This window comes from Photobacterium sp. S4TG1 (genome assembly GCF_036040035.1).
In the GTDB taxonomy this organism is placed as follows: Bacteria; Pseudomonadota; Gammaproteobacteria; order Enterobacterales; family Vibrionaceae; genus Photobacterium.
On record NZ_JAYXUH010000003.1, the window covers coordinates 1 to 16,934 of the forward strand.

At 40.6% G+C, this 16,934-nt stretch carries 14 protein-coding genes and 1 tRNA gene; 12 read left to right on the forward strand and 3 right to left on the reverse strand.

Annotated elements, in window-relative coordinates; genetic code table 11:
• Positions 1–255: 255 nt before the first annotated feature.
• From truA to purF, 6 genes are all read left to right on the forward strand, one after another.
• Positions 256–1,035, forward strand: a complete 780-nt coding sequence (gene truA, locus VXS03_RS05665; protein WP_327762491.1) for a tRNA pseudouridine(38-40) synthase TruA — start codon at positions 256–258, stop codon at positions 1,033–1,035.
• Between the two features lie 225 nt (positions 1,036–1,260).
• Positions 1,261–2,184, forward strand: a complete 924-nt coding sequence (gene accD, locus VXS03_RS05670; RefSeq protein WP_327762493.1) for an acetyl-CoA carboxylase, carboxyltransferase subunit beta — start codon at positions 1,261–1,263, stop codon at positions 2,182–2,184.
• A gap of 198 nt (positions 2,185–2,382) precedes the next feature.
• A complete protein-coding gene (gene folC, locus VXS03_RS05675) occupies positions 2,383–3,645 on the forward strand; it encodes a bifunctional tetrahydrofolate synthase/dihydrofolate synthase (RefSeq protein WP_327762494.1) in 1,263 nt (420 codons plus the stop codon).
• 63 nt (positions 3,646–3,708) lie between these two features.
• Positions 3,709–4,347, forward strand: a complete 639-nt coding sequence (gene dedD / locus VXS03_RS05680; protein WP_327762495.1) for a cell division protein DedD — start codon at positions 3,709–3,711, stop codon at positions 4,345–4,347.
• 64 nt (positions 4,348–4,411) lie between these two features.
• Complete coding sequence (cvpA, locus tag VXS03_RS05685) at positions 4,412–4,903, forward strand: colicin V production protein (protein WP_327762496.1); 492 nt, start codon at positions 4,412–4,414, stop codon at positions 4,901–4,903.
• Positions 4,904–4,989: 86 nt separating this feature from the next.
• Entirely contained in the window at positions 4,990–6,507 is a 1,518-nt protein-coding gene (gene purF, locus VXS03_RS05690) for an amidophosphoribosyltransferase (protein ID WP_327762497.1), read from the forward strand.
• A gap of 300 nt (positions 6,508–6,807) precedes the next feature.
• Here purF and VXS03_RS05695 read toward each other — a convergent pair whose 3' ends face one another.
• On the reverse strand, positions 6,808–7,692 hold the full coding sequence (locus VXS03_RS05695; protein WP_045035700.1) for a LysR family transcriptional regulator: 885 nt from the start codon (positions 7,690–7,692) through the stop codon (positions 6,808–6,810).
• Between the two features lie 341 nt (positions 7,693–8,033).
• Here VXS03_RS05695 and VXS03_RS05700 point away from each other — a divergent pair, with 341 nt between their 5' ends.
• Entirely contained in the window at positions 8,034–9,101 is a 1,068-nt protein-coding gene (locus VXS03_RS05700) for a response regulator (protein WP_327762499.1), read from the forward strand.
• A 73-nt stretch (positions 9,102–9,174) separates the two neighbouring features.
• Here VXS03_RS05700 and VXS03_RS05705 read toward each other — a convergent pair whose 3' ends face one another.
• A complete protein-coding gene (locus VXS03_RS05705; protein WP_327762501.1) occupies positions 9,175–10,569 on the reverse strand; it encodes a peptide MFS transporter in 1,395 nt (464 codons plus the stop codon).
• Positions 10,570–11,017: 448 nt separating this feature from the next.
• Here VXS03_RS05705 and rfaH point away from each other — a divergent pair, with 448 nt between their 5' ends.
• Positions 11,018–11,521, forward strand: a complete 504-nt coding sequence (rfaH, locus tag VXS03_RS05710) for a transcription/translation regulatory transformer protein RfaH (protein WP_327762502.1) — start codon at positions 11,018–11,020, stop codon at positions 11,519–11,521.
• A gap of 77 nt (positions 11,522–11,598) precedes the next feature.
• Here the strand turns inward: rfaH and folD are convergent, their stop codons facing one another.
• Positions 11,599–12,456: a bifunctional methylenetetrahydrofolate dehydrogenase/methenyltetrahydrofolate cyclohydrolase FolD gene (gene folD / locus VXS03_RS05715; protein ID WP_327762503.1), complete on the reverse strand. Its 858-nt coding sequence runs from the start codon at positions 12,454–12,456 to the stop codon at positions 11,599–11,601.
• 350 nt (positions 12,457–12,806) lie between these two features.
• On the opposite strand from folD, the gene VXS03_RS05720 reads away from it, so the two are divergent.
• The 4 genes from VXS03_RS05720 to clpX all read left to right on the forward strand — a co-directional run bounded on the left by VXS03_RS05720 (position 12,807) and on the right by clpX (position 16,746).
• Positions 12,807–12,883, forward strand: a tRNA-Arg gene (locus VXS03_RS05720).
• Positions 12,884–13,324: 441 nt separating this feature from the next.
• Entirely contained in the window at positions 13,325–14,623 is a 1,299-nt protein-coding gene (gene tig, locus VXS03_RS05725; protein WP_327762504.1) for a trigger factor, read from the forward strand.
• Between the two features lie 105 nt (positions 14,624–14,728).
• Complete coding sequence (gene clpP, locus VXS03_RS05730; RefSeq protein WP_080157990.1) at positions 14,729–15,352, forward strand: ATP-dependent Clp endopeptidase proteolytic subunit ClpP; 624 nt, start codon at positions 14,729–14,731, stop codon at positions 15,350–15,352.
• Positions 15,353–15,462: 110 nt separating this feature from the next.
• Positions 15,463–16,746 (forward strand): ATP-dependent protease ATP-binding subunit ClpX, encoded by a 1,284-nt coding sequence (gene clpX, locus VXS03_RS05735; protein WP_327762505.1) that lies wholly within the window; start codon positions 15,463–15,465, stop codon positions 16,744–16,746.
• Positions 16,747–16,934: the final 188 nt, after the last annotated feature.

Sequence of the window (16,934 nt, forward strand, 5' to 3'; positions counted from 1 at the left end):
GTTATTATTTTCACTGGTTTCTTTTAAGCTCAAGCACGTGGTGAGTAGATCCCGAATAGCTTCGCGCATCAACTTTCGGGATGACGTATATTGGGCTGTCTCGACACTAATAATCTCTAAACTCGATATCTTTAGCTCTTCCTCGTCCCTACTTTCCTCACCCTTCGAAATCCCCTATACTTCACCCTCTGTTTTGAACAGGCGCTTAAATAACATCGCCTGTGTGTTTATGTTGAATTAAGTCGAAGTGAGATTATGCGAATAGCGTTAGGTATAGAATACGATGGTGCTAAATATTGTGGTTGGCAGCGTCAAGTCGATGTGGATAGTGTTCAAGAGCGTTTAGAAAAAGCGTTGTCACACATTGCTAATCAGCCGATTGCTGTTTTTTGCGCTGGGCGTACCGATACTGGTGTTCATGGTACCGGACAAGTGGTTCACTTCGATGTTGATATTGAACGTAAAATGGCTGCCTGGACTATGGGCGTGAATGCATACCTTCCTAAAGATATTGCCGTGCGTTGGGCACATGAAGTTACTGAAGATTTCCATGCGCGTTTTTCAGCGACAGCGCGTCGTTATCGTTACGTTATCTATAATCATGCTGTGCGTCCGGCTATTTTTCAACATGGTGTTAGCCATTACCATGGCCATCTTGATGAAGCGAAAATGCATGAAGCTGCTCAATATTTAATTGGCGAACATGACTATACTTCATTTCGTGCAACCCAATGTCAATCACGCAGCCCGTGGCGTCGATTAGAGCATTTAACCGTGACGCGTCAAGGTGACTTTATCGTTATCGACATTAAAGCGAATGCGTTTGTGCATCATATGGTGCGTAACATTGCAGGTAGCTTAATTAAAGTGGGTAAAGGTGAGAAACAGCCTGATTGGATCAAGTGGGTACTTGAACAAAAAGATCGTCGAATTGCGGGACCAACAGCAAAATCTGCAGGTTTGTATTTAGTCGATGTTGATTATCCTGCAGAATATAATTTGCCGCGTTCGGCTCTGGGTCCATTATTTTTGTAAGTGATGGCGTTAATGCAGGCTAAATAGTTGATGTATAATTCACCATATTATGACTGTTTCTAACGCTTATTGATGTTTTTATTCCAAAATGTCATAGTGACTTATAAAGGTAATACCAGTTTTTTATCTACAGATTAATAAGATTATGTTTTAATCGTAGATAATATTTAATGAATTTGTCTCTTCGGTCACTCTAGGCGGAAGAATAAAAAAGAAAGGTCATTCATGAGCTGGCTTGAAAAGATTCTAACGAAAAGTAACATCGTATCTTCGCGTAAGGTATCAATCCCTGAAGGTGTCTGGACGAAATGTACGTCTTGTGATCAGGTACTGTATCACGCTGATCTCGAGCGCAATCTTGAAGTTTGCCCTAAATGTGACCATCACATGCGTATGAAAGCACGTCGTCGTCTTGAAACATTTCTTGATGCTGATACGCAAGTGGAAATCGCAGCAGAATTAGAGCCACAAGATAAGCTTAAATTCCGTGACTCTAAGAAATACAAAGATCGTTTATACGCTGCTCAAAAAGCAACTGGCGAGAAAGATGCTTTGGTTGCGATGAATGGTGAGTTACTTGGTTTACCTGTTGTTGCCTGTGCCTTTGAATTCTCTTTTATGGGCGGCTCAATGGGATCAGTTGTTGGTGCTAAATTTGTACGTGCAGTTGATTCAGCTATTGAAAAGAACTGTCCATTGGTGTGTTTCTCAGCCAGTGGCGGCGCACGTATGCAAGAAGCACTGATGTCATTAATGCAAATGGCAAAAACCAGTGCTGCTTTAGAGCGTTTATCTGCAAAAGGTTTACCGTTCTTCTCTGTATTAACGGATCCAACAATGGGCGGCGTTTCAGCTTCTCTTGCAATGCTTGGTGATATTAATATTGGTGAGCCAAAAGCACTGATTGGCTTTGCAGGCCAACGTGTTATTGAGCAAACGGTACGTGAAAAGCTACCTGAAGGTTTTCAACGTAGTGAATTTTTGCTTGAACATGGTGCGATCGACATGATTGTTGACCGCCGTGAAATGCGTCAACGTATCGCGGGCCTAATGGCTAAAATGACTAACCAAGCATCACCATTGGTTGTGTCTGTTGATAGTAAGCCTGAGCCACAACCTGTTGCCGATGATGCAGAAAAAGAAGACTAATATTCTCTTTAATCGAGTGTGGTTTACCATTGGTAACGACAACGATTAATGTTAATAAATGCCACTCTAATTGATTTTTATTAGTGTGGCATTTTTTTTCTAGGCTGAATCTGCAATTTATTACCCTTGATGATTAAGTTCTTTAGCGTTCGGTGGTAAATTAATGGTTCAGTTCGTTACTACAAGTGAATGATTTCAATGTCAGGATTGACTCCTCCTCAAGCGACAGCCGCGCTTTCAACATGGCTAAAATATCTTGAACAACTTCATACTAGCGCCATTGATTTGGGACTTGATCGTGTTCGCTTAGTCGCGCAACGTGCCGATCTTATCAAGCCTGCTCCGTGTGTTATCACCGTTGCTGGAACCAATGGTAAAGGCTCAACCTGCGCCATGCTTGAAGCCATTCTTTTAGCTGCGGGATACAAGGTTGGTGTTTATAGTTCGCCTCACTTAGTCCGTTATAACGAACGTGTACGAATCAACAACCAAGAACTTGATGATAGTGAGCATTGCCAAGCATTTGCCAGTGTGGAAGCGGCACGAGGTGAAACCAGTTTAAGCTTGTTTGAGTTTGGTACGTTATCTGCGCTGACATTATTTAAACAGCATCAAGTTGATGTTGTGGTATTAGAAGTCGGTTTAGGCGGCCGTTTAGACGCGACCAATATTGTGGATCATGACGTATGTGTGATCACCAGTTTAGCCATTGATCATGTTGATTGGCTCGGTGACAACATTGATGTTATTGGTTATGAAAAAGCGGGTATTTTCCGTAGTGGTAAACCTGCAATTTGTGGGCAGCCACATCCGCCAGCAACGGTGCCAGCACATGCTGATGATATTGGTGCTGAACTTTATCAGGTCGGTTATCAATTTGATTATCATGTTGAGGGTGATCGTTGGCAGTGGCAAGCTGGTGCTTTTTCTTTGACAGACTTACCCTTACCTCAACTACCTTTGCCTAATGCAGCGACTGCGTTAATGGCATTGTCAGTTACTGAACTTGATATTAGCGATCAGAATATTGTTGATGGGTTACATAATGCACGTTTACCTGGGCGAATGCAGCGGGTGAGTGAGCAGCCATTAATTATTATGGATGTGGCTCATAATCCACATTCTGCGCAATATTTTGCGACTCAGCTTGCCACTATCAAAGCGAAAGAAAGTAAAAACAAAGTCCATGCTGTGGTTGCAATGCTACATGATAAAGACATTGCCGCTACTGTTGCTGCGATGTGTGGCAGTGTTGATTATTGGTATCCTGCTTCATTGAAAGGGCCGCGTGCTGCTGTCGCGGATGAGATTTTGTTGCATTTACCAACAGGTTGTCGTGGATTTGAGTGCCCAGAATTAGCATTTGACCAAGCGCTAACACAAGCAGCACCTGACGATGTGGTAATCGTGTTTGGCTCGTTTTACACTGTCGGTCAAATAACTACTCATTTAAAGTTGTAGAACGTGAAGAGAGCGCATTGTGATTGTGCAGTGTTCTCGTTTTAGATACCAACAGGAGTCATTGTGGCGAGTCAATTTCAAAATCGACTAATTGGAACCATTATTTTAGTCGCGGTAGGCGTTATTTTTCTTCCCGATTTTTTCGATGGTAAGAAAGAACATTATAAAGAAGAATTTGCGAGTATTCCTTTACAACCCAAAATGGGAGGAGAAAGCGAAGCCAAAACTATTCCTGAGCCTGAAGATGCGAATGTGGTGTTGCCTCAAGAGCCTGTTGTTGCAACGACGGATACACAAACGTCAACCTCATCTGGTGATGAAACCTATACCATTGAATCTGATAATCAACCATCAGCAGAACCACAGCCTGTGGTTGAAAAAACAGTTACTGTTAAGCCTGTTGTAAAACCGGTAGAAAAGCCAAAACCTGTTGTAAAAAAACCGCCAACAACAAGTTCTGCATGGGTGATTAAAATGGGTACGTTTGGTAATTTTGATAATGCCAATGCCTTAATTGCAAAATTGCGTTTGAATGGTTATCAAGCACAATTAATTCCGCGTAATGCTAAACCTGGCCAATATGTAAAGGTCGTTGTTGGTCCTGATGTATCAAAAGCGAAGCTAGCTGGTCAAATTGCAGAATTGAAAAAAATTACGGGTCTAAATGGTAAATTGAACCGATTTGATGCAATAAATCCTTAGGTAAACGTTTGCGTAAGCGTTTTTTCTGTTAGAATACCCATCAACAAAACGAGCAATAACAAAAATGATCTGGATTGATTATGTAATACTGGGCGTGATCTGCTTCTCAGCAATGGTGAGCTTGGTCCGTGGTTTTGTTAAAGAAGCACTGTCATTAGTGATTTGGTTTACTGCGTTTTTTGTCGCAAGTAATTTTTATACTGAGTTGGCGGTTTATTTTACTAACTTTAGTGACAAGATGTTGCGTAATGGTAGTGCGATTGCCGTGCTGTTTGTTGCGACACTGATTGTCGGTGCGGTGGTGAACTATGTCATCGGTCAATTAGTACAAAAAACCGGTTTGTCTGGCACTGATCGTGTTTTAGGGGTTGTTTTTGGTGCGGTTCGTGGTGTGCTGATTGTCGCTGCGGTATTGTTCTTTATTGACACCTTTACCGGGTTATCTAGCTCAGAGTGGTGGAAGAAATCTGAGTTAATACCTCAATTTGGTGCAGTAATAGAATGGTTCTTTGAATACATCAAAGAAAGCTCTAGTTTTTTACATAGCATTAAATAGTGCAAGATTAACTGCAGTTGCTGACATTATTGTTATAAATAATAATGTTAGCAGCTGTTATTTTATGCAGAACGAGGATTAAGGGAATGTGTGGTATTGTTGGAATCGTGGGATCTACCCCGGTAAACCAGTCTATCTATGATGCACTTACAGTGTTACAGCATCGCGGCCAAGATGCTGCGGGTATTTGTACCTTAGAAAGCAATCGTTTCCGTCTGCGTAAAGCGAATGGTTTAGTTCGTGATGTCTTTGAAGCTAAACACATGCAGCGCTTACAAGGTAATGTGGGTATTGGACATGTACGTTACCCAACAGCAGGAAGTTCTAGTGTTTCAGAAGCACAGCCGTTTTATGTTAACTCTCCCTATGGTATTTCTTTAGCGCATAACGGTAATTTAACCAATGCTGCAGATATTCGAGAAACCTTATTTGAGCAAACAAAACGCCATGTTAATACAACCTCTGATTCGGAAATTTTACTGAATGTGCTAGCGAACCAATTAGCACAGAGCCAAAGTTATCCAATTAGTCCCAATGATGTCTTTAAAGCAGTCAGCGATGTTCATAACATTGTAAGAGGTGCTTATGCCGTTGTTGCTTTAGTGATTGGTCATGGCTTAATTGCTTTTCGTGATCCTAATGGTATTCGCCCATTGTGTTTAGGTAAGCGTGAAGAAAATGGCCAAATTGAATATATGGTTGCGTCAGAATCAGTAGCATTGGATGCGGTTGGCTTTGATTTTATGCGTGATGTTTCACCGGGTGAAGCGATCTATATTACCTTTAATGGTGAGCTTTACACACAGCAATGTGCACTTAACCCACAGCTTAATCCATGTGTGTTTGAGTTTGTCTATTTTGCTCGCCCCGATTCCTTTATCGATAAAGTGTCAGTGTATGGCGCACGTTTAGCTATGGGGACTAAACTGGGTGAAAAAATCAAGCGTGAGTGGGCTGACATTGATATTGATGTGGTGATCCCTATTCCTGAGACATCGTGTGATAGTGCGCTAGAAATCGCACGTACGTTGGATAAGCCTTATCGCCAAGGGTTTGTTAAAAATAGATATGTTGGTCGTACCTTTATCATGCCCGGCCAGCAGATGCGTCGTCAATCAGTGCGCCGTAAGTTAAATGCGATTCGTTCTGAATTTAAAGATAAAAACGTATTGCTGGTGGATGACTCGATTGTTCGTGGTACTACCTCTGAGCAGATCATTGAGATGGCTCGTGATGCGGGAGCGAATAAAGTCTATTTAGCATCAGCTGCGCCAGAAGTTCGCTTCCCTAATGTCTATGGTATTGATATGCCAAGTGCCAATGAGTTAATTGCCCATGGTCGTGAAGTCGATGAAATTGGTAAATTGATTGGTGCTGATGGTCTGATTTTTCAAGATTTAACTGATTTGGTTGCCGCTGTCGCTGAAGGAAATCCTGATATTACGCTGTTTGAAACATCAGTATTTAATGGTAGTTATGTCACTGGTGATGTTGATCAACAATACCTTGATTACCTTGATGCATTACGTAACGAAGACTCAAAATTACAGTCTGAATTACAACAAGATTTAGCGAACCTCGAACTGCATAACGAAGGAATGTAATGTTATTCACTCAATGACAGTAAGGTAGCACGATAAAGCGATGGATTAATACCCATCGCTTTTTTATTGGAGTGTTTGTCGTTAATGTATGTTTTGGTGATACAAGTTGTGCTGGTTAAATCTGTTGTGTGTTGGGAAAGTGAGACGAATACAATATGATGAAAACAACAGTAGTAGGGTGATGATAACGAAATGCAAAGCACAGCGATCATGGGTAGAGCAGTAATGAATAACAACAAATGAAAATGCCGCTCCTAATTATTTGGCGGCATTTTTCTCTGTTTTTTGTACTAATGCTATTTAGTGTTTTTCAAGGTCAAAGTAATGGCTTGCAAAATCAATAAATAGACGTAGTTTTTCTGGTTGGTAATCACGGTGGTTATAAATCAAATATACGTCACGTGGGTTCGCTGACCAGTTTTTAAGGACTTGTACCACATCACCAGCTGCAATGTATTTTTCTAACATTACGTTTGGCATAAGCGTAATACCAAGACCTGCACTACATGCTTTACGGATCACATTGAGTTCACTTGCTTCAAAGCGTGCGCGCTCGTTAATTGTAACCGTTTCGCCATTTTGGTTGGTTAAACGCCAGCGTAACAGCGGATTACCTTTTAATAGCGTATGTTCATGGAGATCCTGAGCATGCTTAGGTTCTGGGTTTTTCTTAAGATAATCAGGACTTGCGACTAGAATATCTTTTACTTCGTTAATGCGACGTGCAATAAGAGTTGAATCTCGTTGAGGGCCAACACGGAACATAACATCCCAATCTGTTGGATCAAGTTGATCGGGTTCATTGCTCATAAATAACTGAATGCTGATCGCCGGATGTTCTTGCATAAATGCAGTTAACAATGGCTGTAACATCACCTTAGTGATATTCGTTGGTGCAGCGATTCGTAATTTACCAGCAGCGCCTTTACACTCTTCACTGATATGTTCAGTCGTATCAAGTAGCTGTTGTAATAATGGAGCACAGTCTTGATAAAATTTCTGACCAGCTTCTGTTAGCGATAGCTTACGAGCATGACGGTTTAAAAGGCGAATGTTTAGCCCTTCTTCAAGCGCTTGAATACGGCGGGTTAGCGTCGCAACCGGTACCTGAGTTTTGCGTGATGCTGCTGTATAGCTACCATTCTCCACAACCATGCGGAATAGGTTTAGATCGTCAAGTTTCATATCAAAGTCATTTGTGAAAACTCATAGTGGATAATTGTATAACAAAACGAGTCAAAATCACCCCTTTTTGTTGTGTATTTTAAATAAAAATATGTTAAGCGCTGCCTTTATTGGTCTGCGATGAATTTTTGATAATTTTTTGACAGTGTTTAAATGCCTCTCTATTTATAAATTAAATATTTCAGATAGCAAATATTTTAGTGGTAAATATAAACTGCTATGGACTGTTAATTGCTTCTTATGCGGAGTAAGCGTAGGTTCTAGAATTATAACTGCATCATAAAATTTGGTGATCGCAGTTGGTGTTGCTAACTTTAGCTTATACACTCATAGACGTAGTCATGAAAAAGGAGATACTTTTGCTTAAAGGGAAAAACATACTTATCGTAGAAGACGATCCTGTGTTTCGCACCATGCTTGTTGGCTTTTTAAAGAGCCAAGAATGTCAGGTACGAGAAGCTGAAGATGGTCTGATTGGATTAAGAGCCCTAAAAGACGAGATCCCAGATTTATTATTATGTGATTTGTCGATGCCCGTTATGACAGGTATGGAGTTCGTAGAAGAAGTCGCACTACAATACCCAATGATACCCGTTATAGTGATCTCGGGGACTGGTAATATGACCGACGTCGCTCAAGCATTACGCTTAGGAGTTAAGGACTTTTTAATAAAACCCATTGATAATATTATGGTGCTGAAGTCATCGATTATCTCTGTATTAAAATTGCAAGATAGCGCACGACAAAAGCAACAGGATTTTTCTCAGCGCTGGATTATCGATGGTGATGATTCGGGGCTAGTTGAAGAAGAACTGCAATGGCATATTTCAGAATTAAAAAATAATCCTCAGGCTGCTCGTGAATTATTAATGGGGTTAATGCCTGATCTTCAATCTCGCTGCGGACGCTGGAAGCTAAGTTACAGGGCTTTACAAGCGGCAGAGATCTCACCTGTCATCTTTGATTATATCTGGTTAATTGACGGTCAATTGGCATTCTATATGGTAGATACCAGTTCTGGCGGTGAAAATAGTACGGCAACGGCATTATTAATTAGAGCATGTTTTAACGATTTTTTACGCCAGCAAGGCAATTATCTAAGTAGTGTGCAGCACTTAGTGACTCAAATTGAGTTAGGTTTACAGTACTCTGGTTATGCGACGCCAGTGAAAGGCTTATTTGGTGTGTTTAATTTAGCAGAGAAGCAATTACATCTTATTGCAGCGGGGCTTGGCGGAAAGTTACAAGTCGGTGAGCAATGCGCAATGATAACCGCAGGGCAGTGGTTAGGTGATAAAGCTTGTGATAATCCACTTATTATCTTACCTATGTCAGATGTTGGGGGACGATTATCTCTTTGTGATATTGAGCATGTTAATTTTAGTGTTAATTTCGAAACGGTAATATAACCCGATAATACTAAATGGCAGACAAAAAAAGGGGGGATGCATTGCATCCCCCTTTGTTTATTCTATATCACAATTAAGCATTTGCTGGTTGTGGTTTAATTTCGCTGTCATCATCATCTACAGCGCCTTCAGCACCGTGCATCCATGAGATTAGCTTGTTAGAGAATAACAATAGTAATACGCCTGCAACAACCGCAGTGATCGCAATACCAGAGAAGATCGCTAATGGACCTGCTTGACCGATACTTGCACCAACAACACCTGCGATGTAGTTTGCGATTGCGTTAGCACCAAACCATGCGCCCATCATTAATGATGCAAGACGTAGTGGCGCTAATTTAGTTACCATTGATAGACCAATGGGTGATAGGCATAACTCACCAATAGTATGGAAGAAGTACGCTCCGACTAACCACATCATTGATGTTTTAACCGTTACATCACCATTTTGTTCTAGCGCAGCACCGATCATACAAGCAAAACCCAGCGCAAGAGAGAACATCGCTAAAGCAAATTTAACCGGTGAATTTGGCTCGCTTTTGCCCATTTTTACCCATAGCGCAGCAAGTAATGGTGCACATAGAATAATGAAGAATGGGTTTAGTGATTGGAACCATGCTGCTGGTACTTCAAAATCACCAATCATACGGTTAGTGTATTCTTGAGAGTAAATATTCATCAGACCGCCGGCTTGTTCAAAGCCTGCCCAGAATACGATAACAAAAGTACACATAACTAAAATTACTTTTAAACGATCGCGTTCAATCTTAGTTAGTGGCTCTTTTTTACCACTCGCATTTTTTTCTGCATCACGTACTGCGGCTGGTACCGTACCGATATCACCAAGATAACGTTGAGCAAAGAAAACTTGAATTAATAAACTCATTAACATACCTACACCTGCGCATAGGAAGCCTGCTTTCCAGCCATAGACAGCTGATGCAGTACCGGCAATAACACCTGCTAGTAGTGAACCAATGTTAATACCCATGTAGAAAATAGTGAAGGCACCGTCACGACGGTTATCACCTGCAGGATATAAATCACCTACCATGGTTGAAATATTTGGTTTAAATAGACCGTTACCTACAATAAGGAAGGCTAAGCCGATATAGAAAGCAGTAACAGCATGAGGATCTACAACACTATGAGGTAATGCTAGTGTAAATTGACCTATGGCCATCAATACGCCACCAATAATAATGGAGCGACGTTGACCTAAAATGTTGTCGGCAATCCAACCACCAATAAGAGGTGTAAAGTAAACTAAGCCAGTGTAGATACCGTATAAGTTAAGCGCTTCTTCCGTGGTCCACCCAAGACCGCCATTAATGGTTTTATCTGTTAGATATAAAACCAGAATTGCTCGCATTGCGTAATAAGAAAAGCGTTCCCATAGCTCTGTTCCAAATAAAAGGAACAAGCCTTTTGGGTGGCCCAGAAGGGTACCACTACTATTATGACTCATAGGATTCTCTATTTTATTTTAATTAGTGTGTGTTTGCTCATTCATGTAGGTTTATAAAGCACAATATATTTAACTGCAAGTTTTTACATTTAATAAACAATCATAAAACATTATAAACATTTGATAAATAAGTGATTGTATATTTAACGATCAGTTATGAAAAATCAAATTTCATTCTTTAAAGCTGTATCTTACACTATTCTATAATTGAAAATTAGTTTTTTGTATTGTTTTCAAGGTTCATATTGGTTGCTTATATCACCAGTTGAGAATATTCACATATGTTACAATTGAAACGGTAAATATTAGCCAATAATATCGTAAAAGCATGCCATGGTAGAATATAAAGGCAGTGAGTTATCCTCTAAACAGAGTGAATAGTGAGAGATATAAATCAGTATTAATTTTGTATATACTAATAAAAGTTAAGATTTTATTGGGGTTGATAATGAAAGATTGGTATCTACTTTATTGTAAGCGTAGTGAACAAGAACGCGCAGTGATCAATCTTGATCGTCAAGGGGCAGAGTGTTATTACCCTCAAGTAGTGGTAGAAAAAATTGTTCGTGGTAAACGTTGTGAATGCTATGAACCGTTATTTCCAAGCTATGTTTTTGTTACCTTTGATCCCGAACAATTAAGTTTTACGACAGTACGCTCAACACGTGGGGTTGCAGACTTTATTCGTCAGGGGGCAATGCCGCAAATTGTTAGCGAAGAACTTGTTTATAATTTAATGCTCAATGAAGATAATGATTCATATAAAGATATGTTTGAGTCATTACCTCAGCAGGGTGATAAATTAATTTTAGAACAAGGTAAATTTAAAGGTCTTGATGCTATTTATCATGAACCGGATGGTGAAAAACGGTCATTTATGCTGATTAATTTGCTTGGTAAACAAGTAAAAGTCAGCGTGGAAAATACCGATTTAGTAAAAAACAAAGCATAACAGCAACAAAAAAGCGAGTATTTGGCTACTCGCTTTTTGTATATTCCATCATCAGTGACTGTTGTTCATCGGTGTGTTTATGCCGAATGGTATTGCTCACAGGCTAGCAGCGTATTTTCAATTAAAGTTGCGACTGTCATTGGCCCAACGCCTCCTGGGACCGGAGTAATATGCTTTGCGCGCTGACAAGCAACATCAAATTCAACATCACCACATAATTTGCCATTTTCAAGGCGATTAATACCTACATCAATGACTGTTGCTCCCTCTTTTATCCAATTACCCGGTATAAAATTAGGTTTGCCTACTGCAACCACTAAAATATCTGCTTGGCGAATATGACCTTCAAGATCTTGTGTAAAGCGATGGCAGGTTGTTGTTGTTGCGCCTGCGAGTAATAATTCTAATGTCATTGGGCGTCCAACAATGTTTGAAGCACCAACGATCACCGCATGCTTACCACGCACTTCTATATTGTAACGTTCTAATAGTGTAATGATGCCTTTAGGCGTGCATGAACGTAATTTTGGAATACGCTGGCTAAGACGGCCAACATTATAAGGGTGGAATCCATCAACATCTTTTTCTGGATCGATGCGTTCAAGAATTCGTGTGCTATCCATACCTGCAGGTAGTGGCAATTGCACCAGAATACCGTCCATTGTGGAATCTTGATTGAGCTCATCAATCAAATCGAGTAGTTGCTGCTCAGATGCCGTACTGGGTAAATCATAGGATTTTGAAATAAAGCCAACTTCTTCACATGCTTTGCGTTTACTACCAACGTAAATTTGCGAGGCTGGATCTTGACCTACGAGAACAACCGCTAATCCCGGTGCGCGTAATCCGGCATCGGTGCGTGCTTTTACTCTTGCTGCAACTTCTTGTCGCACAGTTTGGGAGATGATTTTCCCATCAATAATTTGAGCGCTCATGGTGATCCTTTGTTGTGTTGGTTAACGTATCAACGCTGATATTGTGGCAGATAACCAAGCTAATTACCATTAAGCAAACGATTGCTATTTGATAATATATTGAAATTGAATCAAGATTTAAGGCGAGAGTAGGCTGTAATGCATAAAAAGAAAATCATAAGAAGAAATAATCGTTGAGAGTCGAGGGGGAGGCTTTAGTGCTGTTTGCTTTAAATCACACTCTGGAAATGACGTTTTTGTTGTATCTTTAACCAGTTAGCCGCTTGAAATAGGAAAAATAGAGTAAAGGGATTGACCTTACCTTTTAGCTACGTATAATCCTGCTTCGTAGCTTCTTGCTACACCATGATGCGCCCTTAGCTCAGCTGGATAGAGCACGTCCCTTCTAAGGATGTGGTCGCAGGTTCGAATCCTGCAGGGCGTACCATCTCTTCTCTTATTTCTTGTGTCATTTCTCTGTTTCATCATCTCTCTTCTGTTTATTATTACTTCTATCTCTAAGTCTATTTTTCCGTTACATCATTGCTGAAATTTTTTCTAATTAGCTCGTTTTTCCGACATTTGAACCAAAAAAAATGGTTTTAAAGCGATTATTTTCATTTTTCCCCTTGAAATGATATTTCTAGCCCCTATCTTGTAAGGCAGTTAAAGAGATCGTTCGCGTTTAAAGGTATCTACCTCGACGTCACGCTTACGTGTCGTTATAATAGCGCGCTCTGTTAAGTAGGCTATCTACTCTCAGAATCTTGAAGAAAGAATTTAGGCGTTATGGTTTTCGAGCTGTAACATGAAAGGATGCCACCGTCAGTAAATGGCTGTTCGGCAACACCACTCAGAAAAAGCTGAGTAAGTTTTGAGGTTAAATATAATGCAAGTTACCGTTGAAACCACTGAAGGTCTAGAACGCCACCTAACTATTACAGTTCCTGCTGCAAACATCGAAGATGCTGTTGCTGCTGAACTACGTAAGATTGCTAAAACTCGTCGTTTCGACGGTTTCCGCCCAGGTAAAGCACCAATGAAGATGGTTGCTAAAATGTTTGGCGCTTCTGTTCGTCAAGACATCCTAGGTGAAGTAATGCACCGCCACTTTATCGAAGCTATCGTTAAAGAAAAGATCAATCCAGCAGGTGCGCCAACTTTTACTCCAGTAGAAATGGCTGAAGGCAAAGATCTAGTATTTAAAGCTTCTTTTGAAGTTTTCCCTGAAATCGAACTAGTTGGTCTAGACAAAGTTGTTGTTGAGAAGCCAGTTGTTACTGTAACTGACGCTGACGTTGACGGCATGCTAGATACACTACGTAAGCAACAAGCTACTTGGACTGACGTTGAAGCAGCTGCTGACGCAGATAGCCGTGTAACTATCGATTTCGTTGGTACTATCGATGGCGAAGAATTCGACGGCGGTAAAGCTGAAGGTTTCGCACTTGCTATGGGCCAAGGTCGTATGATCCCTGGTTTCGAAGAAGGTGTTGTTGGTCATAAAGCAGGCGAAGAGTTTACTGTAGAAGTAACTTTCCCTGAAGAATACCATGCAGAAAACCTAAAAGGTAAGTCAGCAGTGTTTGCTATCACTCTTCACAAAGTTGAAGCACAACAGCTACCTGAACTAACTGAAGAGTTTGTTGCTAAGTTTGGTGTTGAAGACGGTTCTGTTGAAGGTCTTAAGACTGAAGTTCGTAAGAACATGGAACGTGAGCTTAAGCAAGCTGTTAAAGGTCGCATTAAAGATCAAGTTCTTAACGGTCTTGTTGAGCAAAACGATATCACTGTTCCTGCAGCGCTTATCGATCAAGAAATCGAAGCACTACGTAAGCAAGCAGCACAACGTTTTGGCGGCGATGCTAAGAACATGCCTGAACTACCACGTGAATTGTTCGAAGAGCAAGCTAAGCGTCGTGTAGTTGTTGGTCTATTAGTTGGTGAAGTAATTAAAGCTGAAGAACTAACAGCAGACGAAGAGCGTGTTAACGCAATCATCGCTGAAATGGCTTCTGCATACGAAGATCCAACTGAAGTAGTTAAATACTACGCAAGCAACGAGCAGCTAATGAACAATATGCGCAACGTTGCTCTAGAAGAGCAAGCAATTGACGCTCTTCTAGCTAAAGCTCAGGTTTCAGATAAAGAAGTTAGCTTCAACGATCTAATGAATCCTGCTGCTTAATTTACTGAAATTGCTGTAGAGATTTGACATTCTCTCAAGTCTTCTGCTAACAATGGTCCGTGTGAATATTTTCATTCGGGCCATTTATTTTAGGGAAATAAGATTATGAGCTACCAAGCACAAAACGGCATGTCACCGATTATGGATGCGCTGGTACCGATGGTGGTCGAGCAGACTTCTCGTGGTGAGCGTTCTTACGATATTTATTCCCGTCTCCTAAAAGAGCGTGTGATTTTCTTAACCGGTCAGGTTGAAGATCATATGGCTAACTTAGTTGTAGCCCAGCTGCTATTTTTGGAGTCAGAGAACCCAGACAAAGACATTTTCCTTTACATTAACTCTCCAGGCGGTTCAGTCACTGCGGGTATGTCAATCTATGACACCATGCAGTTTATTAAACCAAATGTAAGTACTGTATGTATGGGCCAAGCATGTTCAATGGGTGCATTCCTATTGGCTGGTGGTGCTCAAGGTAAGCGTTATTGTCTACCTAACTCTCGCGTCATGATCCACCAACCACTTGGTGGCTTCCAAGGTCAAGCATCGGACATTCAAATCCATGCACAAGAAATTCTAACGATTAAACAACGTTTGAATGGACTATTGGCTGAACATACTGGTCAACCATTAGAAATTATTGAGCGTGATACAGATCGTGATAACTTTATGTCTGCAGATCAGGCAGTAGAGTACGGTCTTGTTGATGCTGTATTGAGTAAGCGTGACTAAACTGTTTTATTTTGCAATTCGCGATGCGGGTTTAGTAAAGCAAAATAAGTCGACTTGTTATACACTCAAGACAAGACAATGATGGGATACCCCAATAAAGAGGTTAGCGAATGACAGATAAGCGAAAAGAGGGGAGTAGTAGCAAACTACTTTACTGCTCTTTCTGTGGCAAAAGTCAGCATGAAGTTCGCAAGCTAATTGCCGGTCCTTCTGTTTATATTTGTGATGAGTGCGTTGATTTATGCAACGACATTATTCGCGAAGAAATCAAAGAAGTGATGACGAAAAGCGATAGCGACGAGCTGCCGACACCACAACAAATTCGTAACAACTTAGATGATTATGTCATCGGTCAATCACACGCTAAAAAAGTGTTGGCTGTTGCTGTATACAATCACTATAAGCGTCTACGTAATGGCGATAAGAATAGTGATGGCGTTGAATTAGGTAAGAGTAACATCCTACTTATTGGTCCAACTGGTAGTGGTAAAACATTATTAGCTGAGACACTAGCGCGTATGCTTGATGTTCCATTTACAATGGCTGACGCAACAACATTAACTGAAGCTGGTTATGTTGGTGAAGACGTTGAAAACATCATTCAAAAGTTGCTACAAAAATGTGATTACGACGTAGCCAAGGCTGAACGCGGCATTGTATACATCGATGAAATCGATAAGATTTCACGTAAGTCAGATAATCCATCAATTACACGTGACGTATCGGGTGAAGGCGTTCAGCAAGCATTGTTGAAGCTAATCGAAGGTACTGTTGCTTCTGTTCCGCCGCAAGGTGGTCGTAAGCATCCTCAACAAGAGTTCTTACAAGTTGATACTTCTAAGATCCTATTTATCTGTGGTGGTGCATTTGCAGGCCTTGATAAAGTTGTTGAGCAACGTGTAGCAACAGGTACAGGCATCGGTTTTGCTGCTGATGTTCGTTCAAAAGATCAAACAGATACACTAAGTGATTTGTTTAAGAAAGTTGAACCACAAGATTTGGTGAAGTATGGTTTGATTCCTGAATTCATCGGTCGTCTACCTGTTACTGCAACACTTGGTGAACTTGACCAAAATGCATTAGTTCAAATTCTACGTGAGCCTAAGAATGCCCTTACTAAGCAGTATGCAGCATTACTAGCGCTTGAAAACGTTGAATTAGAATTCCGTGATGATGCGTTGATTGCTATTGCTAAAAAAGCGATGGATCGTAAAACAGGTGCTCGTGGCCTACGTTCTATTGTTGAAGCAGTATTACTTGATACTATGTATGAGCTTCCGTCTCTAGAAAGTGTGAGTAAAGTTGTGATTGATGAGTCTGTAATTAACGGTGAGTCAGAACCATTACTGATTTTCGAAAATACAGAACCACAAGAAGCGGCAAGTGCTGAGTAAGTGCTCAATATCTGCACATAAAAGCTAAAAAAAAGGAGGCTTTTGCCTCCTTTTTTATTTTCTGACATTTCATACATTGAAACTTGATGCTTCACCCCCATATACTCAATATAAGCTAACTCTAATCGTATTAAGTAACTATGCTGTATCCAGTCGAGTTATTTAATACGATTAGTATGGACAGGAAG

What these genes read in the sequence shown, in the direction of transcription:
- purF (WP_327762497.1), top strand. Translation starts at nt 4,990, where the DNA reads ATGTGTGGTATTGTTGGAATCGTGGGATCTACCCCGGTAAACCAGTCT.
- folD (WP_327762503.1), bottom strand. Translation starts at nt 12,456, where the DNA reads ATGAGCGCTCAAATTATTGATGGGAAAATCATCTCCCAAACTGTGCGA.
- VXS03_RS05700 (WP_327762499.1), top strand. Translation starts at nt 8,034, where the DNA reads ATGAAAAAGGAGATACTTTTGCTTAAAGGGAAAAACATACTTATCGTA.
- VXS03_RS05695 (WP_045035700.1), bottom strand. Translation starts at nt 7,692, where the DNA reads ATGAAACTTGACGATCTAAACCTATTCCGCATGGTTGTGGAGAATGGT.
- folC (WP_327762494.1), top strand. Translation starts at nt 2,383, where the DNA reads ATGTCAGGATTGACTCCTCCTCAAGCGACAGCCGCGCTTTCAACATGG.
- VXS03_RS05705 (WP_327762501.1), bottom strand. Translation starts at nt 10,569, where the DNA reads ATGAGTCATAATAGTAGTGGTACCCTTCTGGGCCACCCAAAAGGCTTG.
- rfaH (WP_327762502.1), top strand. Translation starts at nt 11,018, where the DNA reads ATGAAAGATTGGTATCTACTTTATTGTAAGCGTAGTGAACAAGAACGC.
- tig (WP_327762504.1), top strand. Translation starts at nt 13,325, where the DNA reads ATGCAAGTTACCGTTGAAACCACTGAAGGTCTAGAACGCCACCTAACT.
- clpP (WP_080157990.1), top strand. Translation starts at nt 14,729, where the DNA reads ATGAGCTACCAAGCACAAAACGGCATGTCACCGATTATGGATGCGCTG.
- cvpA (WP_327762496.1), top strand. Translation starts at nt 4,412, where the DNA reads ATGATCTGGATTGATTATGTAATACTGGGCGTGATCTGCTTCTCAGCA.
- accD (WP_327762493.1), top strand. Translation starts at nt 1,261, where the DNA reads ATGAGCTGGCTTGAAAAGATTCTAACGAAAAGTAACATCGTATCTTCG.
- clpX (WP_327762505.1), top strand. Translation starts at nt 15,463, where the DNA reads ATGACAGATAAGCGAAAAGAGGGGAGTAGTAGCAAACTACTTTACTGC.
- truA (WP_327762491.1), top strand. Translation starts at nt 256, where the DNA reads ATGCGAATAGCGTTAGGTATAGAATACGATGGTGCTAAATATTGTGGT.